The 23,482-nt window shown below is 49.1% G+C and carries 21 protein-coding genes; 10 read left to right on the top strand and 11 right to left on the bottom strand.

From position 1 onward, the window contains the following. Nucleotides 1–50: 50 nt before the first annotated feature. Genes ssuB through ssuE form a run of 5 tightly spaced genes read right to left on the bottom strand, consistent with a single transcriptional unit; the run spans nucleotide 51 to nucleotide 4,310 of the window. Entirely contained in the window at nucleotides 51–824 is a 774-nt protein-coding gene (ssuB, locus tag FH968_RS06170; protein ID WP_139878263.1) for an aliphatic sulfonates ABC transporter ATP-binding protein, read from the bottom strand. After that, the gene (gene ssuC / locus FH968_RS06175) at nucleotides 821–1,612 is read right to left on the bottom strand and encodes an aliphatic sulfonate ABC transporter permease SsuC (protein WP_139878264.1); all 792 of its coding nucleotides are present in this window, start codon (nucleotides 1,610–1,612) and stop codon (nucleotides 821–823) included. Before ssuC ends, ssuB begins: the two co-directional genes overlap by 4 nt. Before the next feature lie 10 nt (nucleotides 1,613–1,622). Further along, nucleotides 1,623–2,768, bottom strand: coding sequence for an FMNH2-dependent alkanesulfonate monooxygenase (gene ssuD / locus FH968_RS06180; RefSeq protein ID WP_139878265.1), 1,146 nt, complete (start codon nucleotides 2,766–2,768; stop codon nucleotides 1,623–1,625). Then, the gene (locus FH968_RS06185) at nucleotides 2,765–3,742 is read right to left on the bottom strand and encodes a sulfonate ABC transporter substrate-binding protein (protein WP_139878266.1); all 978 of its coding nucleotides are present in this window, start codon (nucleotides 3,740–3,742) and stop codon (nucleotides 2,765–2,767) included. The genes ssuD and FH968_RS06185 overlap by 4 nt, the downstream gene beginning before the upstream one ends. After that, complete coding sequence (gene ssuE, locus FH968_RS06190) at nucleotides 3,735–4,310, bottom strand: NADPH-dependent FMN reductase (protein WP_139878267.1); 576 nt, start codon at nucleotides 4,308–4,310, stop codon at nucleotides 3,735–3,737. Before ssuE ends, FH968_RS06185 begins: the two co-directional genes overlap by 8 nt. Nucleotides 4,311–4,558: 248 nt before the next feature. On the opposite strand from ssuE, the gene pyrD reads away from it, so the two are divergent. Continuing rightward, the gene (gene pyrD / locus FH968_RS06195; RefSeq protein ID WP_139878268.1) at nucleotides 4,559–5,569 is read left to right on the top strand and encodes a quinone-dependent dihydroorotate dehydrogenase; all 1,011 of its coding nucleotides are present in this window, start codon (nucleotides 4,559–4,561) and stop codon (nucleotides 5,567–5,569) included. 165 nt (nucleotides 5,570–5,734) lie between these two features. Continuing rightward, nucleotides 5,735–6,277, top strand: a complete 543-nt coding sequence (gene zapC, locus FH968_RS06200; protein WP_139878269.1) for a cell division protein ZapC — start codon at nucleotides 5,735–5,737, stop codon at nucleotides 6,275–6,277. On the opposite strand, the gene FH968_RS06205 is transcribed toward zapC, so the two are convergent. Further along, a complete protein-coding gene (locus FH968_RS06205) occupies nucleotides 6,274–7,386 on the bottom strand; it encodes a YcbX family protein (RefSeq protein ID WP_139878270.1) in 1,113 nt (370 codons plus the stop codon). The genes zapC and FH968_RS06205 overlap by 4 nt on opposite strands. Nucleotides 7,387–7,494: 108 nt before the next feature. Between FH968_RS06205 and rlmKL the strand changes: the two genes are divergently transcribed. The 6 genes from rlmKL (at nucleotide 7,495) to rmf (ending at nucleotide 15,437) form a co-directional block, all read left to right on the top strand. Then, a complete protein-coding gene (gene rlmKL / locus FH968_RS06210; protein ID WP_139878271.1) occupies nucleotides 7,495–9,612 on the top strand; it encodes a bifunctional 23S rRNA (guanine(2069)-N(7))-methyltransferase RlmK/23S rRNA (guanine(2445)-N(2))-methyltransferase RlmL in 2,118 nt (705 codons plus the stop codon). A 5-nt stretch (nucleotides 9,613–9,617) separates the two neighbouring features. Next, nucleotides 9,618–11,525, top strand: coding sequence for an ABC transporter ATP-binding protein (locus FH968_RS06215; RefSeq protein ID WP_139878272.1), 1,908 nt, complete (start codon nucleotides 9,618–9,620; stop codon nucleotides 11,523–11,525). A gap of 14 nt (nucleotides 11,526–11,539) precedes the next feature. After that, nucleotides 11,540–12,808, top strand: coding sequence for a membrane integrity-associated transporter subunit PqiA (gene pqiA / locus FH968_RS06220; RefSeq protein WP_139878273.1), 1,269 nt, complete (start codon nucleotides 11,540–11,542; stop codon nucleotides 12,806–12,808). Next, nucleotides 12,798–14,438 (top strand): intermembrane transport protein PqiB, encoded by a 1,641-nt coding sequence (gene pqiB, locus FH968_RS06225; RefSeq protein WP_139878274.1) that lies wholly within the window; start codon nucleotides 12,798–12,800, stop codon nucleotides 14,436–14,438. The genes pqiA and pqiB overlap by 11 nt, the downstream gene beginning before the upstream one ends. Further along, complete coding sequence (gene pqiC, locus FH968_RS06230) at nucleotides 14,435–15,001, top strand: membrane integrity-associated transporter subunit PqiC (protein WP_139878275.1); 567 nt, start codon at nucleotides 14,435–14,437, stop codon at nucleotides 14,999–15,001. Before pqiB ends, pqiC begins: the two co-directional genes overlap by 4 nt. A 268-nt stretch (nucleotides 15,002–15,269) precedes the next feature. Continuing rightward, nucleotides 15,270–15,437, top strand: a complete 168-nt coding sequence (gene rmf, locus FH968_RS06235) for a ribosome modulation factor (protein WP_034456319.1) — start codon at nucleotides 15,270–15,272, stop codon at nucleotides 15,435–15,437. Between the two features lie 59 nt (nucleotides 15,438–15,496). Here rmf and fabA read toward each other — a convergent pair whose 3' ends face one another. Together fabA and FH968_RS06245 are read right to left on the bottom strand one after the other, a co-directional pair. Beyond that, the gene (fabA, locus tag FH968_RS06240) at nucleotides 15,497–16,015 is read right to left on the bottom strand and encodes a bifunctional 3-hydroxydecanoyl-ACP dehydratase/trans-2-decenoyl-ACP isomerase (RefSeq protein ID WP_139878276.1); all 519 of its coding nucleotides are present in this window, start codon (nucleotides 16,013–16,015) and stop codon (nucleotides 15,497–15,499) included. A gap of 68 nt (nucleotides 16,016–16,083) precedes the next feature. Next, nucleotides 16,084–17,838, bottom strand: coding sequence for a Lon protease family protein (locus FH968_RS06245; RefSeq protein WP_139878277.1), 1,755 nt, complete (start codon nucleotides 17,836–17,838; stop codon nucleotides 16,084–16,086). 175 nt (nucleotides 17,839–18,013) lie between these two features. Here FH968_RS06245 and matP point away from each other — a divergent pair, with 175 nt between their 5' ends. Continuing rightward, nucleotides 18,014–18,466 (top strand): macrodomain Ter protein MatP, encoded by a 453-nt coding sequence (gene matP, locus FH968_RS06250; protein ID WP_139878278.1) that lies wholly within the window; start codon nucleotides 18,014–18,016, stop codon nucleotides 18,464–18,466. Between the two features lie 110 nt (nucleotides 18,467–18,576). On the opposite strand, the gene ompA is transcribed toward matP, so the two are convergent. Together ompA and sulA are read right to left on the bottom strand one after the other, a co-directional pair. Then, nucleotides 18,577–19,647 carry a porin OmpA gene (gene ompA, locus FH968_RS06255; protein ID WP_139878279.1) on the bottom strand — a complete coding sequence of 357 codons (1,071 nt, stop codon included), beginning with the start codon at nucleotides 19,645–19,647 and terminating at the stop codon, nucleotides 18,577–18,579. Between the two features lie 359 nt (nucleotides 19,648–20,006). After that, the gene (gene sulA / locus FH968_RS06260; protein ID WP_139878280.1) at nucleotides 20,007–20,516 is read right to left on the bottom strand and encodes an SOS-induced cell division inhibitor SulA; all 510 of its coding nucleotides are present in this window, start codon (nucleotides 20,514–20,516) and stop codon (nucleotides 20,007–20,009) included. A gap of 219 nt (nucleotides 20,517–20,735) precedes the next feature. On the opposite strand from sulA, the gene FH968_RS06265 reads away from it, so the two are divergent. Continuing rightward, complete coding sequence (locus tag FH968_RS06265; RefSeq protein ID WP_139878281.1) at nucleotides 20,736–21,350, top strand: TfoX/Sxy family DNA transformation protein; 615 nt, start codon at nucleotides 20,736–20,738, stop codon at nucleotides 21,348–21,350. Here the strand turns inward: FH968_RS06265 and yccS are convergent. Then, complete coding sequence (gene yccS, locus FH968_RS06270) at nucleotides 21,347–23,482, bottom strand: YccS family putative transporter (RefSeq protein WP_139878282.1); 2,136 nt, start codon at nucleotides 23,480–23,482, stop codon at nucleotides 21,347–21,349. The genes FH968_RS06265 and yccS overlap by 4 nt on opposite strands.

Here is a 23,482-nt window from a genome sequence, read left to right on the forward strand (position 1 = left end):
CCATTGGCTCTCACCCCTCTTCCTTTTATCGGGCGGGGTGAGAGTATTACTTAACCGGTGCGTACCACACGTACCGGTTCTTCCACAACCTGCCGTTTCATCACGCGTTCCAAAACCTGCGCTTCCAGTTCAGCCAGACGGGCCACGCCGAGTTTCCGTGGGCGAGGTAAATCAACGGTCAGGTCGAGGCCAATCTTTCCTTCTTCAATCAGCAAAATGCGGTCTGCCATGGCGACGGCTTCACTGACATCGTGCGTCACCAACAACACCGTAAAACCATGTTCCTGCCACAGAGAAACGATCAACTCCTGCATTTCAATACGTGTCAGGGCATCTAACGCACCCAGCGGTTCATCAAGCAACAACAGGCGTGGTCGATGAATCAGCGCTCGCGCCAGCGCCACACGTTGCTTTTGCCCGCCAGAAAGTGCGGCTGGCCATTCAGTAGCTCGATTGGCAAGCCCAACCGCCTCCAGAGCCTCTGCTGCTGCAACTTTCCAGTTTCCTTTTAATCCTAATCCGACATTGTTAATCACTGATTTCCATGGCAGCAGGCGGGCATCCTGAAACATTAAACGTGTCTCATCCTGGCTTTCACGCAAGGGTGCATTTCCGGCAATTAACGAACCGCCATTGGGATTTTCCAGGCCTGCTAGCAAACGCAGCAAAGTACTTTTTCCGCCGCCGCTGCGGCCAACAACTGCAACAAACTGCCCGGCAGGAATGTGTAGCTCGAGTTCATCGAGAATAGTTTTATTGCCGTAGCGTTTAGTCACGCTGTTAAGGAGTAGGGGAGTTCCCAGATTTAAACGAGCAGTATTCATGCATTTTCCTCCTGTAGCTGGTAGGCCGGGTGCCAGCGCAGCCAAACACGTTCGAGTAATTGTGCGCTGATATCAGCAAGCTTGCCGAGCAGGGCATAAAGAATGATGGCAACGACGACCACATCGGTTTGCAGGAATTCGCGGGCATTCATCGCCAGGTAACCAATCCCTGAATTGGCAGAAATGGTTTCTGCGACGATTAAAGTCAGCCACATCAGGCCTAATGCGAAACGTAGACCGACCAAAATCGAAGGCAGGGCCCCGGGCAGAATCACTTGGGTGAACAGGCTAAAACCGGATAACCCGTAACTGCGTGCCATTTCCAACAAACCCTGGTCAATATTGCGGATCCCATGCCAGGTATTGATGTAAATCGGAAACAGTGTGCCAAGTGCGACTAAGAAAATTTTTGCTGACTCATCAATGCCAAACCACAAGATTACCAGTGGGATTAGCGCCAGGTGCGGGACATTGCGCAGCATCTGAATTGAACTGTCCAGCAACCGCTCCCCCCAGCGAGAAAGGCCACTTATCAGCCCAAGCACTAACCCTAAAGAACCGCCAATGCTAAAACCAATCACCGCTCGCCATGAGCTGATAGCCAAGTGTTGCCACAATTCACCACTGGCTGAGAGATTCCAGAATGCAGCAGCAACACCCTCTGGCGAAGGGAAGATACGAGTGGAAAGCCAGCCCGCGCTCGAAGAAATCTGCCATATCGCAATAACGGCGACAGGCAGCACCCACGGCGCCAGTTTCAACAACAATTTGTGCGTTGATGGGTTCATGGGTGTCTCCTTAGCTTTGCGCCATTTTGCGTGGAATAAAATCATTTGCCACCACTTCACCTTTCTCATGAATCTGGCGGGGCTGTGGGATTTGTGGAATCGCAACATCGAGATGTGGGAACAGCAATTCGCCGACGCGATAAGCTTCCTCCAGATGCGGATAGCCCGAGAAAATAAAGCTGTCGATACCCAGTGCGGCATATTCGTTAATGCGTGCAGCCACGGTTGGACCATCGCCTACCAGCGCTGTACCTGCGCCACCACGTACCAGGCCAACGCCTGCCCACAGATTTGGGCTTATTTCCAGATTGTCGCGTTTGCCGCCGTGCAGCGCCGCCATGCGGTGCTGACCGACAGAATCAGTACGGGCAAAGGCCGCCTGCGCTTTAGCAATGGTTTCATCATCAAGCTGAGAAATCAGGTGATTAGCCGCATCCCATGCCTCTTCATTAGTTTCACGCACAATAACGTGCAAGCGAATACCGAAACGCACGGTGCGCCCGCGGGCTGCGGCTTTAGCGCGTACCTGTTCGATTTTCTCTTTAACCAAATGCGGTGGCTCGCCCCAAGTGAGATAGAGATCGACCTGCTCAGCGGCCAAGTCCTGCGCCACATCCGAAGAACCGCCAAAGTAGAGGGGAGGGCGGGGTTGCTGCACCGGAGGGAACAGTAATTTTGCCCCTTTAACCTGAATATGTTTTCCTTCGTAATCCACCGTCTCGCCTTCCAATACGCGACGCCAGATATGAGTAAATTCGGCTGATGCTTCATAACGTTCCTGATGATTGAGAAACACGCCATCTGCCGCTAACTCTTCCGGGTCACTACCGGTGACCAAATTAAATAAAGCACGTCCGTTGGAAAGTCTGTCAAGTGTTGCGGCCTGACGAGCGGCAACAGTTGGGGAAACAACGCTCGGGCGCAGCGCCACAAGGAATTTCAAACGTTGTGTCACAGGGATCATGGATGCGGCAACCAGCCAGGCATCTTCACAGGAACGTCCAGTTGGAATCAGCACACCGGTAAAACCGAGCCTGTCAGCTGCTTGGGCAATTTGTTGCAGATAACCATGATCAACCGGGCGCGCTGCATCGTTGCTGCCTAAATAGTGACCATCGCCATGAGTAGGTAAAAACCAGAATAGATTGAGGCTCATAATTTATCTCCTTTAGCGGCAGCAGTGGGTTGCCAAATACGAGTGCGGATATCGACTTTTTTAGGCACTAAATGATTTTCATAGAACAGATCTGCGGTCTGCTGTTGTTTAGCGGCCGTCTCTGCACTAACCGGCGTAATGACCGTGGGTGGACGATGATCGAAATAGGTCGCGATGACGTTTTCAGGTAAACCCATCGTTTTTGCCAGCAATGAAACACTTGCGTCGCGCTGGCTACGGGTCAACGCATCCGCATCACTAAAGGCTTTCAGAATGTGTTGTAGGAACGGGCCATTTTTTTCTGCATATGGACGAGAGGCGAGATAGAACGAACCGGTTTGATTAAGCTCGCTGCCATCCGTTAAGACACGAACACCGCCATTTAAAAGCGCTGCGGAGTAGTAAGGGTCCCAAATCGCCCAGGCATCAACATTGCCTTGTTGGAAGGCAGCACGTGCATCGGCTGGGGTTAAATACGCAGCCTGGACATCAGTAAATTTCAACCCAGCTTTTTGTAACGCCCTTAACACCAGGTTGTGGGAACTGGAGCCTTTCTGGAACGCGATTTTATGACCTTTGAGATCCGCGACTGTTTTAATCGGGCTGTTCTCTGGTACCAGAATCACCTCGGCTTTAGGTTTTGCCGGTTCAGAACCGACATACACCAGATCTGCTCCTGCGGCCTGAGCAAAGATGGGTGGTATATCGCCCGTGCTACCAAGATCGATACTGCCGATATTCAACGCTTCCAGCATTTGCGGGCCTGCGGGAAATTCAATCCACTGGAACTTAGTTTGCGAATACTCTTTTTCCAGTAGCTGGTGGCTTTTTGCCAGCACCATACTGACCGAGCCTTTTTGATAACCGATGCGTAATTGTTCTGGGCCTGTTTCGGTGGCGTGAAGTGTGGCACTCAAACTTAGCGCACCCGCAAGAGCTAGCCAGGGAGCGGTTCGTTTTAGCAAATTAAACATGAGCAACTCCTTGAGCTTTAAAAGGGGAGGCGACAATAAAATCCCGACGGTGTAATGCCTGCCAGAAATTTTCCAGAGCACCATCAAGGCGTTGTTGTAAGTTATTGCTGAACACCGGTTTGTGCTGGTAATCCGTTATTTGGCTGTCGTCAGCAAATACGCCATGCAGAATTTCTTGAGCTTTCAGTGCGTTGAGCACGGGTTTTAGTGCGTAATCGACCGCCAACATATGAGCTACGGTTCCACCGGTGGCTAAAGGCAGAACGACTTTCTTATCCAGGGCACGCTCTGGCAGCATATCAAGCAGCGTTTTTAAGGCTCCAGAAAAGGAAGCTTTATAAACAGGTGTTGCGATGATCACGCCATCGGCTTGCTGCAATTGTTCGTTTAAGGCTAATAACGCCGGGCTATCGAAACGTGCGTACAGTAAATCTTCAGGGGCGAAGTTCTGCAGATGCCAGTGACACACCTCAATATCCAGAGCGCTTAATTTTTCGCGGGCATATTCCAGCAGTGCGCTGGAACGGGATGGGAAGCGTGGGCTTCCAGCAAGGGTGATCACACGCATATCGTTTCCTTATAACTAATTGTTTGCTTTTAGATAACACTAATAACAATTGAGTGTGATAATCGCGCAGAAGTGTTATTCCACTAAATGATTTATGTGGGAAACAATTGCTAAAAAATGCATAACTAACAGTGGAGAGGAAAACGTTTGCGCTGATACGGCCTTTTTTGTCGCAGGTCAATTCCATTCGGTGACGTTATCGTTAATAATACTGCCCCAGTTTGCATACTGGGAATTCTGGAGTGTTCATGTACTACCCCTTCGTTCGTAAAGCCCTTTTCAAGCTCGATCCCGAGCGCGCTCATGAAGTGACATTTCAGCAATTGCGTCGTGTAACAGGTACACCACTCGAATGGCTGGTGCGTCAAAACGTGCCGTCTAAACCTGTGACCTGCATGGGATTGACGTTTAAGAATCCACTTGGCCTGGCTGCTGGTCTGGATAAAAACGGTGAGTGCATTGATGCACTAGGTGCCATGGGTTTTGGCTCAATTGAAATTGGCACGGTAACGCCTCGCCCACAGCCTGGAAATGACAAGCCGCGGATCTTTCGTCTGGTAGAAGCAGAAGGTTTGATCAACCGCATGGGTTTCAATAACCACGGCGTTGATAACTTGGTTGAGAATGTCAAAAAATCCCATTTCGATGGGGTACTGGGCATTAATATCGGTAAGAATAAAGACACCCCAGTTGAGCAGGGTAAAGATGACTATTTGATCTGCATGGATAAAATTTATCCATATGCTGGTTATATTGCGATCAATATATCCTCCCCAAATACTCCGGGATTACGCACGCTACAATACGGTGATGCACTAGATGATCTTTTAGCTGCGATTAAAAATAAACAAAAGGCACTCCAGGAATTACATCATAAATATGTGCCTGTTGCTGTGAAGATCGCACCGGATCTTTCTGAAGAAGAATTGATCCAGGTTGCTGACAGTTTAGTTCGCCATAATATTGATGGTGTCATTGCAACCAACACAACATTGGATCGAAGCCTTGTTCAGGGCATGAAATATTGCGATGAAATGGGTGGTTTAAGTGGTCGGCCGGTTCAATTGAAGAGTACAGAAATTATTCGTCGCCTGTCGCAGGAATTAAATGGCCGTTTGCCGATAATTGGCGTGGGTGGTATTGATTCTGTGATTGCCGCTCGCGAGAAGATGGCAGCAGGTGCCTCATTGGTTCAAATATATTCTGGGTTCATATTTAAAGGCCCACCGCTGATTAAAGAAATCGTCTCAGGTCTCTAATCATTTTTACTTTCAGACAACCGGGGCTTTATTTTCAACCCTGGTTGTTTTATATTCCATCACTGTTGCTAATTTGAACATATTAGTCTTTTATTAATGTGTTCATTAGCCAAGCGGCGATAAGGATATTTTAAATCGCAGGAATAGACGAAAGGGCAAATAGTTATGCGGATTAAACCGGACGATAATTGGCGTTGGTATTATGATGAAGAGCATGATCGCATGATGCTCGATTTAGCCAATGGTATGCTTTTCCGTTCGCGTTTCCCTCGTAAAATGTTGACACCTGATGCCTTTGAAAACACAGGGTTTTGTGTTGATGATGCCGCTTTGTTCTTTTCCTTTGAAGAAAAATGTCGTGAGCTTATTTTAACTAAAGAGCAGCGTGCAGAACTGGTATTAAATGCGCTGGTTGCTATTCGTTATCTCAAGCCGCAAATGCCAAAAAGCTGGCACTTCCTCTCCCATGGGGAATGTTGGCAACCGATACCAGGCGATGCCGCTTGTGTATGGTTGAGCGATGATATGCAGCAGGTGAATCTGCTGGTGGTGGAAACGGGCGATAACGCCGCACTTTGTTTACTGGCACAACCCGGCTTACAGCTTGCTGGCCGCACTATGCAGCTTGGTGATGCGATTAAAGTGATGAACGACAGATTAAGACCGCAACCGGTAAGCAACGACCTTAGTCTGGATACAGCGGTTTAATTTCCAGCCAGTTCCACATCACCCGCCGGAATACAGCTACAACACAAGATAGTGCCGTCATCGCTGATAGCGCTTTTCTTCAACGCTTTCACTTCCCCACTGACTAATTTAATTCGGCAACTGCCACAGATTCCAGCCCGACAGGAATAGGGCACACGGATACCTTGTTGTTCGAGTTGTTCCAGCAAAATCTGCTGATTGTTACCGCGAAATTGCTGGCCCTGCCAGTCAATGGCAACCATACTTTCTTGCTGCTCGAAGGGTTCAACTTCTTCAGCCACGGCCCCCGCACCGTAAATTCTGGCCGGTTTTGTTTTCAGCACTTCAAGCTCATCGCCGACACGAATAATGCCAGTGTTACGGGCAATCAGATTTTGTCCGAAGTCGACATCACCACTATCAAGCGCTGTGCGGAAACTTTGTAGCGTTGCAAGTGGTTCACCGCTTGGGTGTTTACGTCCACGCTCCGGGCTGACAGTCGTGAAAATACAGCGGCTGCAAGGTTTGGCGACATCAAACGTTACATCACCGATGCGCACTACCTGCCAGCTGTCTTCTTCCCACGCCTGCGCGCCAGTTATCACAATGTTCGGGCGAAACTGCGCCATTTTCACGCTTGCTGGGCAACGATTTTGTAAATCGCGCAAAGAGGCTTCGTTAGTGAGCAGGAAGGGAAAGCCATCGGCAAAGGACAGTGGCACTTCTTCATGACGTTTAACGCGGCGCGTTAAAGTTTCGCCCAGCCAGCGTAATTGTACTGGCCGTGAAAAAAAGCTGCTTAGCCATTGGTTGATTGTGTCGGGGGCTATCTGAGCGGTGAAATGATTGCCCCAAACCATAGTTGGTTCGGCGTCTGGCTGAAAATCTGCAAAGCGGACAGTGGCGGAGCTACCATCCGGGGCGCTAAGGAATAAACCATCATGAGTGATGGCAGGGGTGAACAGCACCATTTGTGGAAACTGACGCGCGGTAATAAATGTGCCGTCGGGTTCTGTCACCATAAAAATGCGGTCAAAGGATAAACCGCTGGCGGTTGCCTGAGCATGCGAAAGTGCCAGGCCACGCATGGATTTCACAGGATGAATATAAAGTTGGGATAAGTTAATCATTGCGCCCTCCATGCGTGTAAAAATAATAAGAGGGCAACTTTATGACATGCGTGGCGGATTAGCTATAATGCGCCACTATTTTCTTTTTACACCTGATTAAGTGACGATATGAATTCTCTGTTTGCCAGTACGGCGCGTGGGCTTGAAGAGCTATTAAAAACTGAACTGGAGGGCCTTGGTGCGCAAGCATGCCAGGTAGTTCAGGGCGGCGTACATTACCAGGGGGACTCACGTCTGCTCTATCAAAGCTTGATGTGGAGCCGCCTTGCGTCCCGCATTCTGCTGCCATTAAACGAATGCAAAGTTTATAGCGATCTGGATTTGTACCTCGGCGTACAGACCATCGACTGGCCAGCGCTGTTTGGGCCGGATGCCACATTTGCAGTGCATTTCAGCGGTCTGAACGACGTTATTCGTAACAGCCAGTACGGCGCGCTAAAAGTGAAAGATGCAATTGTTGACTCCTTCACGCGCAAAAACTTACCTCGTCCGAATGTTGAGCGCGAACAACCTGATTTGCGTATTAACGTCTGGCTTAATAAAGATACCGCCAGCATTGCGCTGGATCTGAGCGGCGAAGGCCTGCATCAGCGTGGCTACCGTGACAGCACCGGTGCTGCACCTATTAAAGAAACACTGGCTTCAGCCATTGTTATGCGTTCAGGCTGGCAGCCGGGCACACCGCTGCTCGACCCAATGTGTGGTTCCGGTACGTTGCTGATTGAAGCGGCGATGATTGCCACTGACCGTGCGCCTGGTTTGCACCGCAAGCATTGGGGATTCCTTGGCTGGGCGAACCATGATGTGGAATTGTGGAAAGAAATCATCACCGAAGCGCAAGTTCGTGCGCGCAAAGGTCTGGGCGAATACACCTCTCGTTTCTACGGTTCTGATAACGACTCACGTGTTATTGAACGTGCTCGTGCCAATACCCGCCGTGCGGGCCTGGCCGATATCATCAGCTATGAAGTGAGAGATGTCGCAAAACTGAGTAATCCACTGCCTGAAGGGCCTGCAGGTACAGTTATCAGCAACCCACCATATGGTGAGCGACTGGATAGCGAGCCCGCTCTGATTGCTCTGCACAGCTTGTTAGGCCGTAACATGAAGACCCATTTCGGCGGCTGGAACTTGTCCTTGTTTAGTGCATCTCCGGATTTGCTAAGCTGCCTGCAATTGCGTGCAGAACGTCAGTTCAAAGCGAAAAATGGCCCACTGGACTGCGTTCAGAAAAACTACCAGTTATCGGAAACTAGCACCGGTGCGGTATCAGGGCAGATTGCTGATGACTACGCTAACCGCCTGCGTAAAAATGTAAAAAAACTCGATAAATGGGCGCGTCAGGAAGGTATCGAATGCTACCGAATTTATGATGCAGATTTGCCGGACTATAACGTCGCTGTTGACCGCTACGGCGAATGGGTTGTGGTGCAGGAATATGCACCGCCAAAAACGGTTGATGCGAATAAAGCACGCCAGCGCCTGTTTGATGTTATTGCCGCAACGCTTTCTGTGCTTGAGTTACCATCCAACAGACTGATTCTGAAAACCCGTGAGCGCCAGAAAGGGAAAAGCCAGTATCAGAAAATGGATGAGAAAGGTCATTTCATGGAGGTCAGCGAATATAACGCTCGCCTGTGGGTTAACCTGACTGATTATCTTGATACCGGTTTGTTCCTCGACCACCGTATTGCGCGCCATATGCTAGGCAAAATGAGCAAAGGGAAAGATTTCCTCAACCTGTTTGCTTATACCGGTAGTGCGACTGTTCATGCAGGTTTAGGCGGTGCAAAAACGACGACTACCGTCGATATGTCCCGTACTTATCTTGAATGGGCTGAGCGTAACTTGCGCCTTAACGGCTTGAGTGGCCGTGCGCACCGTCTGATTCAGGCTGATTGCCTGGGCTGGTTGCGTGAAACCGACGAACAGTTTGATCTGATTTTTATCGATCCACCAACGTTCTCGAACTCAAAACGTATGGAAGAATCTTTTGATGTCCAACGCGATCATCTGGTGCTGATGAAAGACCTTAAACGTCTGTTGCGCCATGGCGGCACCATTATGTTCTCCAACAATAAACGCGGCTTCAAAATGGACTTTGACGGGCTAGCTAATCTGGGCTTGAACGCTCAGGAAATCACTCAGAAAACTCAGTCGCAAGACTTTGCCCGTAATCGCCAAATTCATAACTGCTGGCTCGTTACTCACGCAGCCAAGGATTAATTTTTATGTCATTAATTAGTATGCACGGTGCCTGGTTGTCGTTTAGCGACGCACCGTTATTAGATAACACTGAACTCCACATTGAAGAAAACGAACGCGTCTGTTTAGTGGGCCGTAATGGTGCCGGTAAATCGACGCTGATGAAGATACTGAATCGTGAAGTGCCGTTAGATGACGGCCGCATGATTTATGAACAAGATTTGATCGTTGCGCGTTTGCAGCAAGATCCACCGCGTAATGTCGCGGGCACCGTTTATGACTTCGTTGCTGAAGGTGTTGAAGAGCAGGCTGAACACCTCAAGGCGTATCACGATATTTCTCATAAAGTGATGACCGATCCGAGCGAGAAAAACCTCAACGAGATGGCACGTATTCAGGACATCCTGGATAACCAGAATCTCTGGCAGTTGGAAAGCCGTATTAATGAAGTGCTGCTGCAATTAGGTCTGGATGCAGATACTGAGCTGTCTGCACTGTCCGGTGGCTGGTTGCGTAAAGCGGCATTGGGCCGCGCCCTGGTGAGTTCTCCGCGCGTCTTGTTGCTTGATGAACCAACGAACCACCTGGATATTGAAGCGATCGACTGGCTCGAAGGTTTCCTTAAAGAGTTCCAGGGCAGCATCGTGTTTATTTCTCACGACCGTTCATTCATCCGCAATATGGCTACCCGTATTGTCGATCTTGACCGTGGCAAACTGGTTTCTTATCCAGGCAATTACGATCAATATCTGCTGGCGAAAGAAGAAGCGCTGCGCGTTGAAGATCTGCAAAACGCCGAGTTTGACCGCAAACTGGCTCAGGAAGAAGTCTGGATTCGCCAAGGGATCAAGGCTCGCCGTACACGTAACGAAGGCCGTGTTCGCGCATTGAAAGCGATGCGTAACGAACGTAGTGAGCGCCGTGAAGTGCTGGGCAGTGCCAAAATGCAGGTCGAAGAAGCAGCCCGCTCGGGCAAAATTGTCTTTGAGATGGAAGATGTTTGCTACAGCATCGGCCAACGTGCGCTGGTGAAAGACTTCTCCGCACAGGTTCAACGCAGCGATAAAATCGCGCTGGTGGGGCCAAACGGCTGTGGTAAAACTACACTGCTGAAACTGATGTTAGATCAGTTGAAAGCGGATAGCGGGCGCGTACATTGCGGTACAAAACTGGAAGTGGCCTACTTTGACCAGCACCGCGCAGAGCTTGATCCTGATCGCACTGTGATGGACAACCTCGCGGAAGGCAAACAAGAAGTGATGGTGAACGGCAAGCCACGCCATGTTCTGGGCTATTTGCAGGACTTCTTGTTCCATCCAAAACGGGCAATGACGCCAGTGCGTGCGTTGTCAGGCGGTGAGCGTAATCGTCTGTTGCTGGCGCGCTTGTTCCTTAAACCAAGTAACTTGTTAATTCTCGATGAACCGACCAACGACCTTGATGTTGAAACGCTCGAATTACTAGAAGAGCTGATTGATGGCTATCAGGGCACCGTGATGCTGGTGAGCCACGATCGTCAATTTGTGGATAACACAGTGACAGAGTGCTGGATTTTTGAAGGTGAAGGCAAAATTGGTCGCTACGTCGGTGGTTATCACGATGCTAAAGGCCAGCAAGCGTCTGCTCAATCTTTGCGCCAACCTGTGGCAGAAAAAGTGCAAAACAACCAGCCCGCTAAGGCGGAAGTTGTTAAACGTGCAGCTAGCAAGCTAAGCTATAACTTGCAACGTGAATTAGAGCAATTACCACAACGTCTTGAACAACTTGAGGCTGAACTGGAAGTGCTACAAGCGAAGGTTGGGGATGCTGAGTTTTTCAACCAGCCTCACGATGCCACGCAAAAAACACTGAGCGACCTGAGTACAGCGGAAAAAGCACTGGAAGAGGCTTTTGAACGTTGGGAATATCTTGAAGCTCTGAAAAACGGCGCGTAACCAGGAGACACGATATGTGTGCCACGCATCACCATCGTTCACACATATTGTGTTCACAGTGCGATTTACTGGTAGCACTACCAGAATTGGAAGACGGCCATAAGGCCGTCTGTCCACGTTGCGAAACCACGCTGGTTACGCAATGGGCCTTGCCGCGTCAACGACCTACAGCGTATGCGTTGGCAGCGTTGTTTATGCTGTTGCTCGCCAATCTTTTTCCCTTCATCAGTATGAAAGTCGCAGGTATCAACAGTGAAGTTTCATTGCTTGAAATTCCTGGTGTGCTTTTTAACGAGGATTACGCAAGCCTCGGCACGTTCTTTATGGCATTCGTGCAAGCGGTGCCTGCGTTCTGCTTAATCACTATTCTGCTGTTGGTTAATCAGGCGGCAATGCCGCTGCCGCTGAAAAAACGGCTGGCTCGCATCCTGTTCCAGCTAAAAAGTTGGGGCATGGCTGAAATCTTCCTTGCCGGTGTATTGGTGAGTTTTGTCAAACTTATGGCCTATGGTGACATTGGCGTCGGCAGTAGTTTTGTACCGTGGTGCCTGTTTTGCATTTTACAGCTGCGAGCGTTCCAATGTGTGGACAGACGTTGGCTTTGGGATGATATTGCCCCTGAACCTGCTATTGCTGCACCGCTGAAGGTTGGTATATCGGGTATTAGACAAGGGTTACGTTCATGCCCATGCTGCACAGCTATCGTCCCTGAGGATCAGGAAGTTTGCCCACGTTGTGGCACCAAGGGATATGTTCGTCGTCGCCACAGTTTGCAATGGACACTCGCTCTGTTGCTGACTTCAATTATGCTTTATCTCCCTGCCAACATATTGCCCATTATGATTACCGAAGTCCTGGGAAGCAAAATCCCCTCGACGATTATTGCCGGGGTTATCCTGTTGTGGGGCGAGGGGTCTTATCCGGTGGCTATGGTCATTTTCATCGCCAGTATTATGGTACCGACGCTCAAAATGTTGGCGATTGCGTGGCTATGTTGGGATGCAAAAGGCCACGGGCGTCGTGATAGTGAAAGGATGCATTTAATCTACGAAGTGGTCGAGTTTGTCGGGCGCTGGTCGATGATTGATGTCTTCGTGATTGCGGTTTTATCGGCTCTGGTACGCATGGGAGGATTAATGAATATCTATCCGGCTATTGGGGCCGTCCTGTTTGCACTAGTGGTTATTTTGACAATGTTTGCAGCGATGACCTTTGACCCTCGCTTGTCCTGGGATCGCGCACCGGATTCAACTCATGAGGAGTCTTCTGAGCATGGAAAATAAAAGCGGGGAAGCAAAAGTAACAAAGGTAAAAAACTGGTCCCCGATATGGATTTTCCCTATCGTTACTGTGCTGATTGGCGCGTGGATCTTATTTTATCACTATAGCCACCAGGGGCCGGAAGTCACGCTCATTACCACCAATGCAGAAGGCATTGAAGGTGGTAAAACCACCATCAAAAGCCGCAGTGTTGACGTGGGGGTTGTAGAAAGCGCCGTGCTTTCGGATGACCTCCTTCATGTAGAGATTACTGCGCGCATGCATTCCGGTATGGAAAAGCTGTTGCATAAGGATTCGGTTTTCTGGGTGGTAAAACCTCAGATAGGCCGTGAAGGTATTTCGGGTCTCAGCACATTGCTTTCAGGTGCTTACATTGAACTGCAACCAGGAACCAAAGGGGCGAAGCCTGCACGATATGACTTGCTGGATGCGCCTCCTCTTGCTCCACCTGACGCTAAGGGTATTCGCATTACGCTCGATAGCAATAAAGCGGGCCAACTTTCTCCTGGTGACCCAGTGCTGTTCCGTGGCTATCGCGTTGGGTCTGTGGAAACCAGCACCTTCGATCCGGCAAAACGTGCTATTAGTTATCAGTTGTTTATCGGTGCGCCGAACGACCGTCTGGTCACCAGCAACGTACGTTTCTGGAAAGACAGCGGTGTGGCAGTCGATTTATCTTCACAAGGTATGCGTGTAGAGATGGGCTCGCTGACAACGCTGTTTAGCGGTGGTGTGAGTTTCGATGTACCAGAAAGTCTGGAGCAAGGTGAACCCGTTTCTCCGGGTAGTGAATTCAGACTGTTCGATGACCAGAAAAGCATTCAGGATTCACTTTATACCAAGCATATTGATTACCTGATGTTCTTCAAAGACTCGGTGCGAGGCTTGCAACCGGGGGCGCCAATTGAATTCCGTGGAATTCGTTTAGGCACGGTTGCAAGAGTGCCATTCTTCACGCCTGGCATGCGTCAGGCATTGAATGATGATTTCCGTATTCCAGTATTGATTCGCATCGAGCCTGAGCGTTTGCAGAACATGGTTGGCGAAACAACGGATATACAAATGGCGTTGGATGCACTGCTTAAACGCGGTTTAAGAGCCTCGATGAAAACAGGCAATATTGTTACCGGTGCGCTGTACATCGATCTCGACTTCTACCCTAAAGCGCCGCCAATCACTGGCATGACGACGTTTAGTGGTTATCCAATTATCCCGACCATGAGTGGTGGCTTGGCTCAAATCCAACAACGTTTACTGGAGACACTGGATAAGATTAATAACTTGCCACTGAATCCGATGATTGAACAGACCACCAAATCGCTTGCTGAAAGCCAGCGTACTATGCAGCACTTGCAGCAGACACTTGATAATCTTAATAAGATTACGTCGAATAAATCGATGCAATCGTTGCCAGAAGATATGCAGACAACGCTGCGCGAGCTTAATCGCAGCATGCAGGGCTTCCAGCCGGGTTCTGCGGCCTACAACAAGATGGTAGGCGATATGCAGCGTCTTGATCAGGTTCTGCGTGAGCTGCAACCTGTGTTGAGAACGCTGAACGATAAGAGCAATTCGCTGGTCTTTGAAGCGAAGGATAAAAAAGATCCCCAGCCGAAGAGGGCTAAAGAATGAAAAAATGGCTTCCGCTAGTTGCTGTTTTAGTTTTAACGGCCTGTAGTAGCAGTGGCGATGGAAAGACATACTATCAGCTACCTCAAAGCTCATCGCCTGCTATGCAGGCTGTGAGTCAGCCTGGTACACATCTATTGTGGGTAGATCAGGTTGCTGTTCAAGATTATCTCGCCGGAAACGGCGTGGTCTATCAGACCAGTGATGTGCAGTATGTCATTGCTACCAGCAATTTATGGGCAAGCCCGCTGGATCAGCAATTGCGTAATACACTGGTGAGCAATCTGAGCAGCGCTTTGCCGGGATGGGTTGTGGCGTCACAACCACTGGGCAACGATCAGGATACTCTGAGTGTTAACGTGACGGGTTTCCATGGGCATTACGATGGCAAAGTCATTGTTAGTGGTGAATGGCTTCTCAACCACCAGGGACAGTTGATTAAACGTCCGTTTCACATTGAGTTGAAGCAACAAGCTGATGGTTATGATTCCATGGTAAAAACGTTAGCTCAGGCTTGGCAGCAAGAGGCTCAAAGCATTGCCAGCCAACTGACACGCATTAATTAATCACCTCGGTAGCACAAAAAAGCTGCGTCAACCGTCGACAAAACGGGGCGCAGCTTTTCTTTTGACATGAGTTTGTTACCTGTGCGATTTCACATTTTTTGTACAAATACTCTTCTGCGTAGCTCACATTTATGACATTGGCGTGAATTTTGCGCATTGACGGTGGCGTCTTTTGGAGGTATTCGTTATATGTGGTTGCACGTTTTGTAGCCACTGTTTTCTTTCCACCAGATCCATTTGATAGATCAAGAAATGAGGGAAACGAGGCATGAAGAGACAAAAACGAGATCGCCTGGAACGGGCTCATCAACGTGGTTATCAAGCAGGTATCGTCGGACGCTCCAAAGAGATGTGTCCCTATCAGACACTGAATCAGAGGTCGTACTGGATGGGAGGCTGGCGAGAAGCCATGGAAGACAGGGCGGTTACCGCGTAATCACTGTCTCTTTAGTTGAAAGAAACCTCCGCAGCGCGGAGGTTTCGCATTTCAGAGGACTAGAAAGCAGAAGTGTCTTTGAACAGACCTACTTTCAGGTCGGTAGCTGTGTAGATAACACGGCCATCAACCAGTACTTCACCATCAGCAAGCCCCATAATCAGGCGGCGATTGATGACGCGTTTGAAGTGAATGCGATAAGTTACTTTTTTGGCTGTAGGCAAAATCTGGCCTGCAAGCTTCACTTCACCCACACCCAGCGCACGGCCTTTACCTTCACCACCTAACCAGCCCAGGTAGAAACCTACCAGCTGCCACATGGCATCCAGACCCAAACAGCCAGGCATTACTGGATCGCCGATGAAGTGGCAAGCAAAGAACCACAGATCAGGAGTCACATCTAATTCTGCTTCAACGTAACCTTTATCGAAGTTACCGCCGTCCTCGGTCATCTTGACCACGCGGTCCATCATCAGCATAGGTGGCGCAGGTAACTTAGGGCCTTCAGCGCCAAACAGTTCACCACGACCAGAGGCAAGAAGATCTTCTTTAGTATAGGATTCGCGTTTATCTACCATGTTTACAGTAAGCCTTTTTATAATGAAGAACGCATGTTAGCTAACACGTGTACGCTCAACAAGTCCGATCAGTTTGTGTTGAACCAGTTAAGCCAACGCAGTGGCCACGGATAACGGTGACGCATGTCTTGCGCGGATGCCTGAGCAATTCGCTCTTGTACCGCACGCATAAGCGTATTTTGCCCTTCGCCATCCCAGGGCAGATTTGTTAATAAGGGTAGTGCATCCGTGACGTCATCGATGGCCCAAATAGTAAATTGGCCTTGTTCTACCGCATCGAGAATATCCTGATGCAAGCAAAGATGACGCACATTCGAAACGGGGATAATAACGCCCTGTTGCCCGGTTAATTCACGTTGCTGGCAAATACGGAAGAAACCTTCAATCTTCTCATTTAATCCGCCGACGGGTTGTACTCGACCAAACTGATCGACTGAACCGGTCACTGCGATATGCTGATAAATCGGCACATTCGCCAGTGCACTAATTAACGCGCACAGTTCGGCCATTGAAGCGCTATCACCGTCTACTTCGCTATAAGACTGTTCAAAAGTCAGCGATGCAGAGAAGGGAATTTGCTGATCGAGCTGCAACTCTGACATCAAAAATGCCTGCATGATCATCATGCCTTTCGCATGAATATTGCCGCCAAGTTCTGCCTTGCGTTCAACATCAGTAAATTCGCCGTCGCCAACGTGCACGACACAGCTGATTCGGGAAGGTTCGCCGAATGCGCGAGGGTGGCCTGGGAACTCAATCACCGACAGTGCGTTGATCTGGCCAACCATTTCCCCTTCGGTTTCGATAAGGATTTGCTCAAGCAGGATTTCATCCTGCATGCGTTCCGCCAGATAACCTTCACGCCATTCGCGTTGAGCCAGCATCTGCGTTAGTGCAGCAGCATCGAAGGTTTCATTTTCTGTGAACGCGGCAACTTCGCGCAGCTGACGACCAATCCACGATGGGCATAGCGGCAGCGTTTCCTGGTCGCCGGTATAACGCACGGCTTCACGAATGAAAACCTGCCAGGCATCGGTTGCTGGTGCGGGCAGTGCTTTAGATTTCGCAACGGCATAAATCCATTGGCACCACAATGCCATATCATCAGCTGAGGCGATTTGCAGATTCTCTTCAAACTCGCTGTAAATGGCCAGAGATGACATTTCAGGTTCCATATCCTGGAAGTCAGCCAGCGATTCACGCTCACCAACCAGTACCAGTTTCAGGCTCAGCGGCAAAGAAGGAATATTGACTGGCAGCGGACGTGTTTCATCTGGAGAAATCCAGTCGAAGCGACCCTGCGTCACCATTTGCTTCAGACGCAGCCATAGTAGTGGCTGTGCCAGTACGCTGCGTAATGACAGTACCAGAATACCGCCATTTGCACGGTGAACCAGGCCAGGAGTCAGGGTGATTTCCCCTGCAAACTGACGAACGCAGCCAAATAGCTGATCTGCTTCGATCCAGTCTGCCGCAACGACTTCGGCCTGACCCGCAAAATTATCATCTACGGACTCAACCGGGCGTAACGTAATGCGTTGACCATCAATCAGATAATGACCGCCAGTCAGAGAATCTTCCGCAGACCAGCATTCGCGCGCAGCAGTGGCAATAAGGTTAAGGTATTCGGCTTCTTCAGCGGCTTTTACCAGCATCAGATCGGCCGAGGCTACCGGTTGGCTGAGTTGTACCAGTCCGTAAGACAGACGTGGTTGCACAGCGGAGAAGGGGGCCGTTTCGGAATCATAAGGCTGTGCGAAAATTTCCTGATAGCTATCGGTATCAGGTACAAGAGCACGCCATTCAAGTCGATTAGTCGTCAAAGTCGCTATTTATTAATTAGATGTCAAAGGCGCGATTATACAAGAATAGGGAGGACAGCACACGGTTTATGCGGAGTGACAAGTTTACTTAGTTCACAGCTTTTATTTTTCAGGTAAGCGAAAATAAAAAAAACTGTTATTCTGAAATGAGTTACACGGTCACACTGAGATCACAATGAAATACCAACAGTTGGAAAATCTCGAGAGCGGCTGGAAGTGGAAGTATCTGGTAAAAAAACACCGCGAAGGCGAGCTTATCACGCGTTACATCGAAGCTAGTGCGGCAAAAGAAGCCGTTGATGAACTGCTACGCCTGGAAAATGAGCCTGTGCATGTGTTGAGCTGGATAGAGAAACATATGAATCCAGAACTCCACAACCGCATGAAGCAGACTATTCGCGCGCGGCGTAAACGGCACTTTAATGCTGAACATCAGCATACGCGTAAAAAGTCCATCGACCTTGAGTATTTGGTTTGGCAGCGACTAGCAGGGCTTGCTCATCGACGTGGGTGCACACTCTCAGAAACTATTGTACAACTGATTGAGGATGCTGAGCGTAAAGAGCAATACGCGAATCAGATGTCTTCTCTCAAACAAGATCTCCAAGCTTTGCTTGGTAAAGAGTAATATTAATGTACAGCTGTAATGTCGCTGTGCTTTAAGTCTCAGCTCTTTTATTCAGAGAATAGAAAACAAAAACCCCGCCGAAGCGGGGTTTTTTATAACGGTAACTTAGCTTATGCAGCAGGCTGAGTTACAACGTCTTTGATACCTTTAACTTCGATCTCTACGCGACGATCTGGAGCCAGGCAATCAATCAGTTTAGCTTTAGGAGCTACGTTATCACAGGTGTTGCCAGTAACTGGGTTAGATTCGCCCATACCGCGTGGGGAGATCTTGTTAGCTGGGATACCTTTAGAAATCAGGTAATCAACAACAGACTGTGCACGTTTGTCAGACAGCTTCTGGTTGTACTGGTCGGAACCGATACGGTCGGTGAAGCCCAGAACTACAACAGAACCATCTTTCGGGTCGAGGTTGCTCAACTGAGTATACAGTTGATCCAGTGCCTGCTGACCTTCTGGCTTCAGAGTTGCTTTGTTGAAGTTGAACAGAACATCAGACTTCAGAGTGAAGTGCTTGGTCTGTACTTCTGGAGCTGGAGCCGGAGCTGGAGCTACAACAGGAGCCATAGTTTCCTGACCGAAACGGTAAGAAACACCTACGCTCAGCATGCCGTTATCTGGACGAGTACCAACAGTTTGCGCGTCACCGATGTTGTTAACCCACTGGTAGTCCAGGCGAGTTGCGATATCACGGGTGATTGCATACTCGAGGCCAACTGCAGCCAGCGGAGAAACGCCAGTGTCGTGGTCGCTGATACGAGTAGTACCGTTGTTGTAGTTACCTTTAGAGTCTGCACGCCATACCATACCACCCAGACGAGTGTAGATGTCCAGGTCGTCATTGATTGGGTAGCTCAGTTTAGCAGCCAGTTGAACGCCTTGCGCTTTGAAAGCACCGTTATCAACGCTGCCTTTATATGGCATACGACCTAACCAGTCATAACCCATTTCAAAACCAACGTACGGGTTAACCTGGTAACCACCGAACGCACCAGCACCAAGCTGGCTGCTGTGGGTTGGGCCGTTGTTGTTCTGATAGCCGTTTCCGTAGAAACCAGTATCGTGGTACTGAGACCAACCCAACTTACCACCTGCGTACCAGGTGTTATCTTTCGGTGCGGCCTGCGCTACGGTAGCGAAGCCAGCCAGTGCCACTGCAATCGCGATAGCTGTCTTTTTCATTTTTTGCGCCTCATTATCATCCAAAAAGGCCATGAGCTTTAAAATCGCTCTAAAGCCCAGGGTTAAATCCTTCGCCCGAGTTTATGCTCCCTTGTTACTCTACCGATCAATCGGTGTTATGAAGAGCAACCCTAGCGAGCTAAAGTCTACAACGTAGTTGAAAACTTACAAGTGTGAAGTCCGTCAGGCATATGAAAAAAAACGATTTCTGTACACATTTTATAACAACTTTGTGTGTAATTCACACTCTAAGAATTTGCTGAAAGGCCGCCTGAAGCGGCTTGGGACGTGGATCCGCAATAATTCACAATGATTTGTCAGTAGTTGAGAAAAAGTTCCAGGATTTCTCTGAAATTTACTTAATGATACAAACTAGAATGAATTTTTAGACCAGTTCGTGGTCGATGACCTGTTTCCGAGGTGCGCATCGGACGCATAATGAACCCAATAGCATTACCCATTTCTGCAGCAGAGGACAACTGTAGATGTTCTTCGTCAGTTAATTCTTGCGGTAACCAACCAATCACAATGCTGTAATTCCCTGTCTGCAGTGCTTTTACCATAGCATCTACGGTAAAAAGTGGATCTAGCTGACTTACCTGCATAACTTTAGTCAGTGGAAGACCCGCAGATTGCACCCATTGACGGCTTAATTTTTGCTGTGGTGTGAGCCACAACTGCCAGCGCGACTGCTGCCCAAGTTGCTGAAGCAATGGCAACAACACCAACTGCGTAACCCATGGCTGATCTTCGCTGTAAATCACTTCACTGATCAACCCTCTAGTGTTGTTAGCGACTGATGACTGAGCTGATGAAGGCGCAGAAGTTGGAACAGTGGCAACGTGAGTTAGAACGTTATGTGATTGCATAGTTAATCCCGCCTGATGGGTTACTGTATGAATATACAGTAATGCCTATAAGAACAAAGATCAATCTAAATTTCGGAAAGCATATCGCAAATTCACCACGTAAATCTGCAGAAAGAAAGAATGTGATTGCCGCCAGCCATCAGGTTACTTATTTTCCTGTTACAGGACGCGGTAATAAGCGTCGTGATGCATTATGGCATGATATTTAAGGATATATTCATGAAGAAGCGATCATATGCAAGGATTCATCAATCAAAAGAATGTTTATCCTCTCTAGGCGATATTAGCTATCGCTCACTATTTGGTGGTTACAGTTTAACTGTCGAGAATGTTGTGTTTGCCATGGTTTCCGAAGGGGAACTTTATCTACGTGCGTGTGAACAATCGGAGGTTTATTTCGTTAAAAGGGAGTCAGCACCTCTGGTTTACAACAAACGTGGGCGCACGATTGAACTCAATTATTATCGTATTGATGAAGAGTTGTGGCGCGACCAGGAAAAGCTATTACAACTTTCAACCGGTGCCCTGTTTAGTGCCCGTCGCGAAAAATCCCGCCAGAAAGCTCAAAAGCGCCTTAAAGATTTACCGAATTTAACGCACAACCTGGAAATGATGCTGTGGGAAGCTGGTATTGCTGATGTGCGAACCCTCCATGCTTATGGGGCGAAACGTTCGTGGATTAAGCTGAGGAACCGAAATAAAAGGCTCGGTGTGCAGGTCTTGTTGGCGTTGGCTGGAGCTATCTGTGGTATTCATGAAGCTGCACTCCCGGCTGCAACACGCCGGGAGTTAGTCGAGTGGGGGCATCTTTACCAGCAACGGCACATGCGTTAATCGTGCTGTTGTGAAACTTGTTGCTGAAGACGGGATATTTCTGGCAACAGCGCAACCAGCAGGCCAATTTGCTGAAGTACTAACGGCTCTTTGGTATCTGGTTGCGGCTCCAGCGAAGTTATGCGCTCAGACAACCCCTGCAACGCCTTTTGAACTCTATCTTCATCGGTGGGCAGGTGATGAAGTGCATCATCGACATAACACACTGCGTCATCAAGCAGCAGCAGGATATCCTCATTAGCCAGTTTTTCACGGTGTGCACCTAATGCAGATATATAGCTGTTAAAGGTGTGATTGAGACACAACAAGCGAAATCCCGTTTCGCGCATATCCGTCGAAACACGCGGTTCAGAGGACATGTTAGATACCACCGAAGCCAGTTCAGCATCTTTGTTGTGTGCATCACGGCGCGCAATTCGGTACTCAAGGCGGTTATCTCTTCCCTGATGGTATTGCTCAAGAATTGCATCCAGATAACGGCAGTTAGCGTTGAACGCTCGTTCCACCACTAATGGCAACCTACGGAAACGCCAGTCAGGCCAGATGAAACTTACCGCGGCCCAGGCGATGGCACACCCAAGCAATGTGTCGAAAATACGCGGCATCGCGACTTCAAACCCTTCACCCAACAGGTTGAAGCACAACAACACCAGCAAGGTGATAAACATGGTGGCATGAGCATATTGCACATTGCGAAAGGCAAAGAAGAGTACGCCGGTAATAACGATTAAAATAAGCTGCCCTTCAATTGACGGCACGAAGTACAGCACCGGAAGCCCGATAGCCACTCCCACTAAAGTACCGATGATACGCAAGGCTAAGCGGCGACGTGTAGCGCTGTAGTTTGGCTGGCAAACGAAGAGGCTGGTCAGCAGTATCCAATAGCCATGCTTAAGTCCTGTAAATTGGATAAATGCATAGCCAACACACAGTACGACTGACATCCGTACGGCATGGCGAAATAACGCAGATTCCGGCGTTAAATTTCGTTTCAGGCGTTGCCAGATATCACCAAAACCCGTTAACCGGTCATCGGCAAGGCGGTTTTCAATATCGCTTTCCGGAGCAGCCAAAGCTTGCTCTGATTCAATTGTCGCTAATTGAGCGTCGATGGCGCGTAAATTGCTTACCAGGAAGCCAAGTGCTTTTAGTTCACCCACCAGATATTGATCTGCTTTCAGTCTCTCCATTGCGGCATCCAGATGAGTGAATGCGCGTTCAAAACGCGGGTCGTGTTGATATTTCACGCGTAGCAATATAGAGCGAGAAAGCTGCAAACATGCCTGAGATTGCATGGTCAGCAAGCGCTGAAATCGGAACATAATATCGCTGTAGCGAAATTTATCGCGTAGTGCCTGATATTGAATATGTGAAGAACTGGCTCTCTCGTGAATATCCTGAGCGGCAAAATAGTAATGCAGGGTGCGACGTGTGCCACGTTGCCCACGATCGCCACGTAAGCGAGTCAGTAACGAACCTTTGGTTTGGTTCAGGGTTGTTACAAGTTGGCTATTGGCCATGGCAAGCTCAATCATTGGAGCCTGGCTTTCTTCTTCAATATCAGGGTCAAACAGCGTGGCTTTGACTTCAAGATAGCGTGCGAGACTCTCGTAACAACGAGCCAGGTTATCTTGCAGCGGTCGAATCGGGAAAATGAGATGCCCGGCAAGAGTCAGCAAGTTGTACCAGATGGCACCCGCTAACAGCAGAATGGGTTGTTGGTACCATTGTTCATACAAAGAAATACCGAGCATGGTATAGATTGCGATAAGCAGTGCGCCGAAGGCGATAGTGGCGTAACGCTGGCCTAATCCACCCAGCAGAATAAACCCGCTGGTTGAAACCATAAGCCCAATACCGAAGAACACTGGCCATGGGTACAACAATTCTACAGACGCTGAGGCAATAAAGAAGCTAACCAGGGTAATCAGAAGATTACGCAGACGGCCAGCCAGGCGGTCATCCAAATCGGTAAGGGCTGCTGCAACAACGCCCAGGGTTAGCGGGATAGTAAGTTTGACTTCGCCCAACCACCAGGGAAAGGCGGTGGTGCCTATAAGTGCAATGAAAATGCGCAAGTTATAGAGCCAGGTACTATTCCAGGTATAGCGGCGCAAAATTGGGCTAAGCAT

Origin of the sequence: Buttiauxella sp. B2 (assembly GCF_006376615.1) — a bacterium.
Classification (GTDB): domain Bacteria; phylum Pseudomonadota; class Gammaproteobacteria; order Enterobacterales; family Enterobacteriaceae; genus Buttiauxella.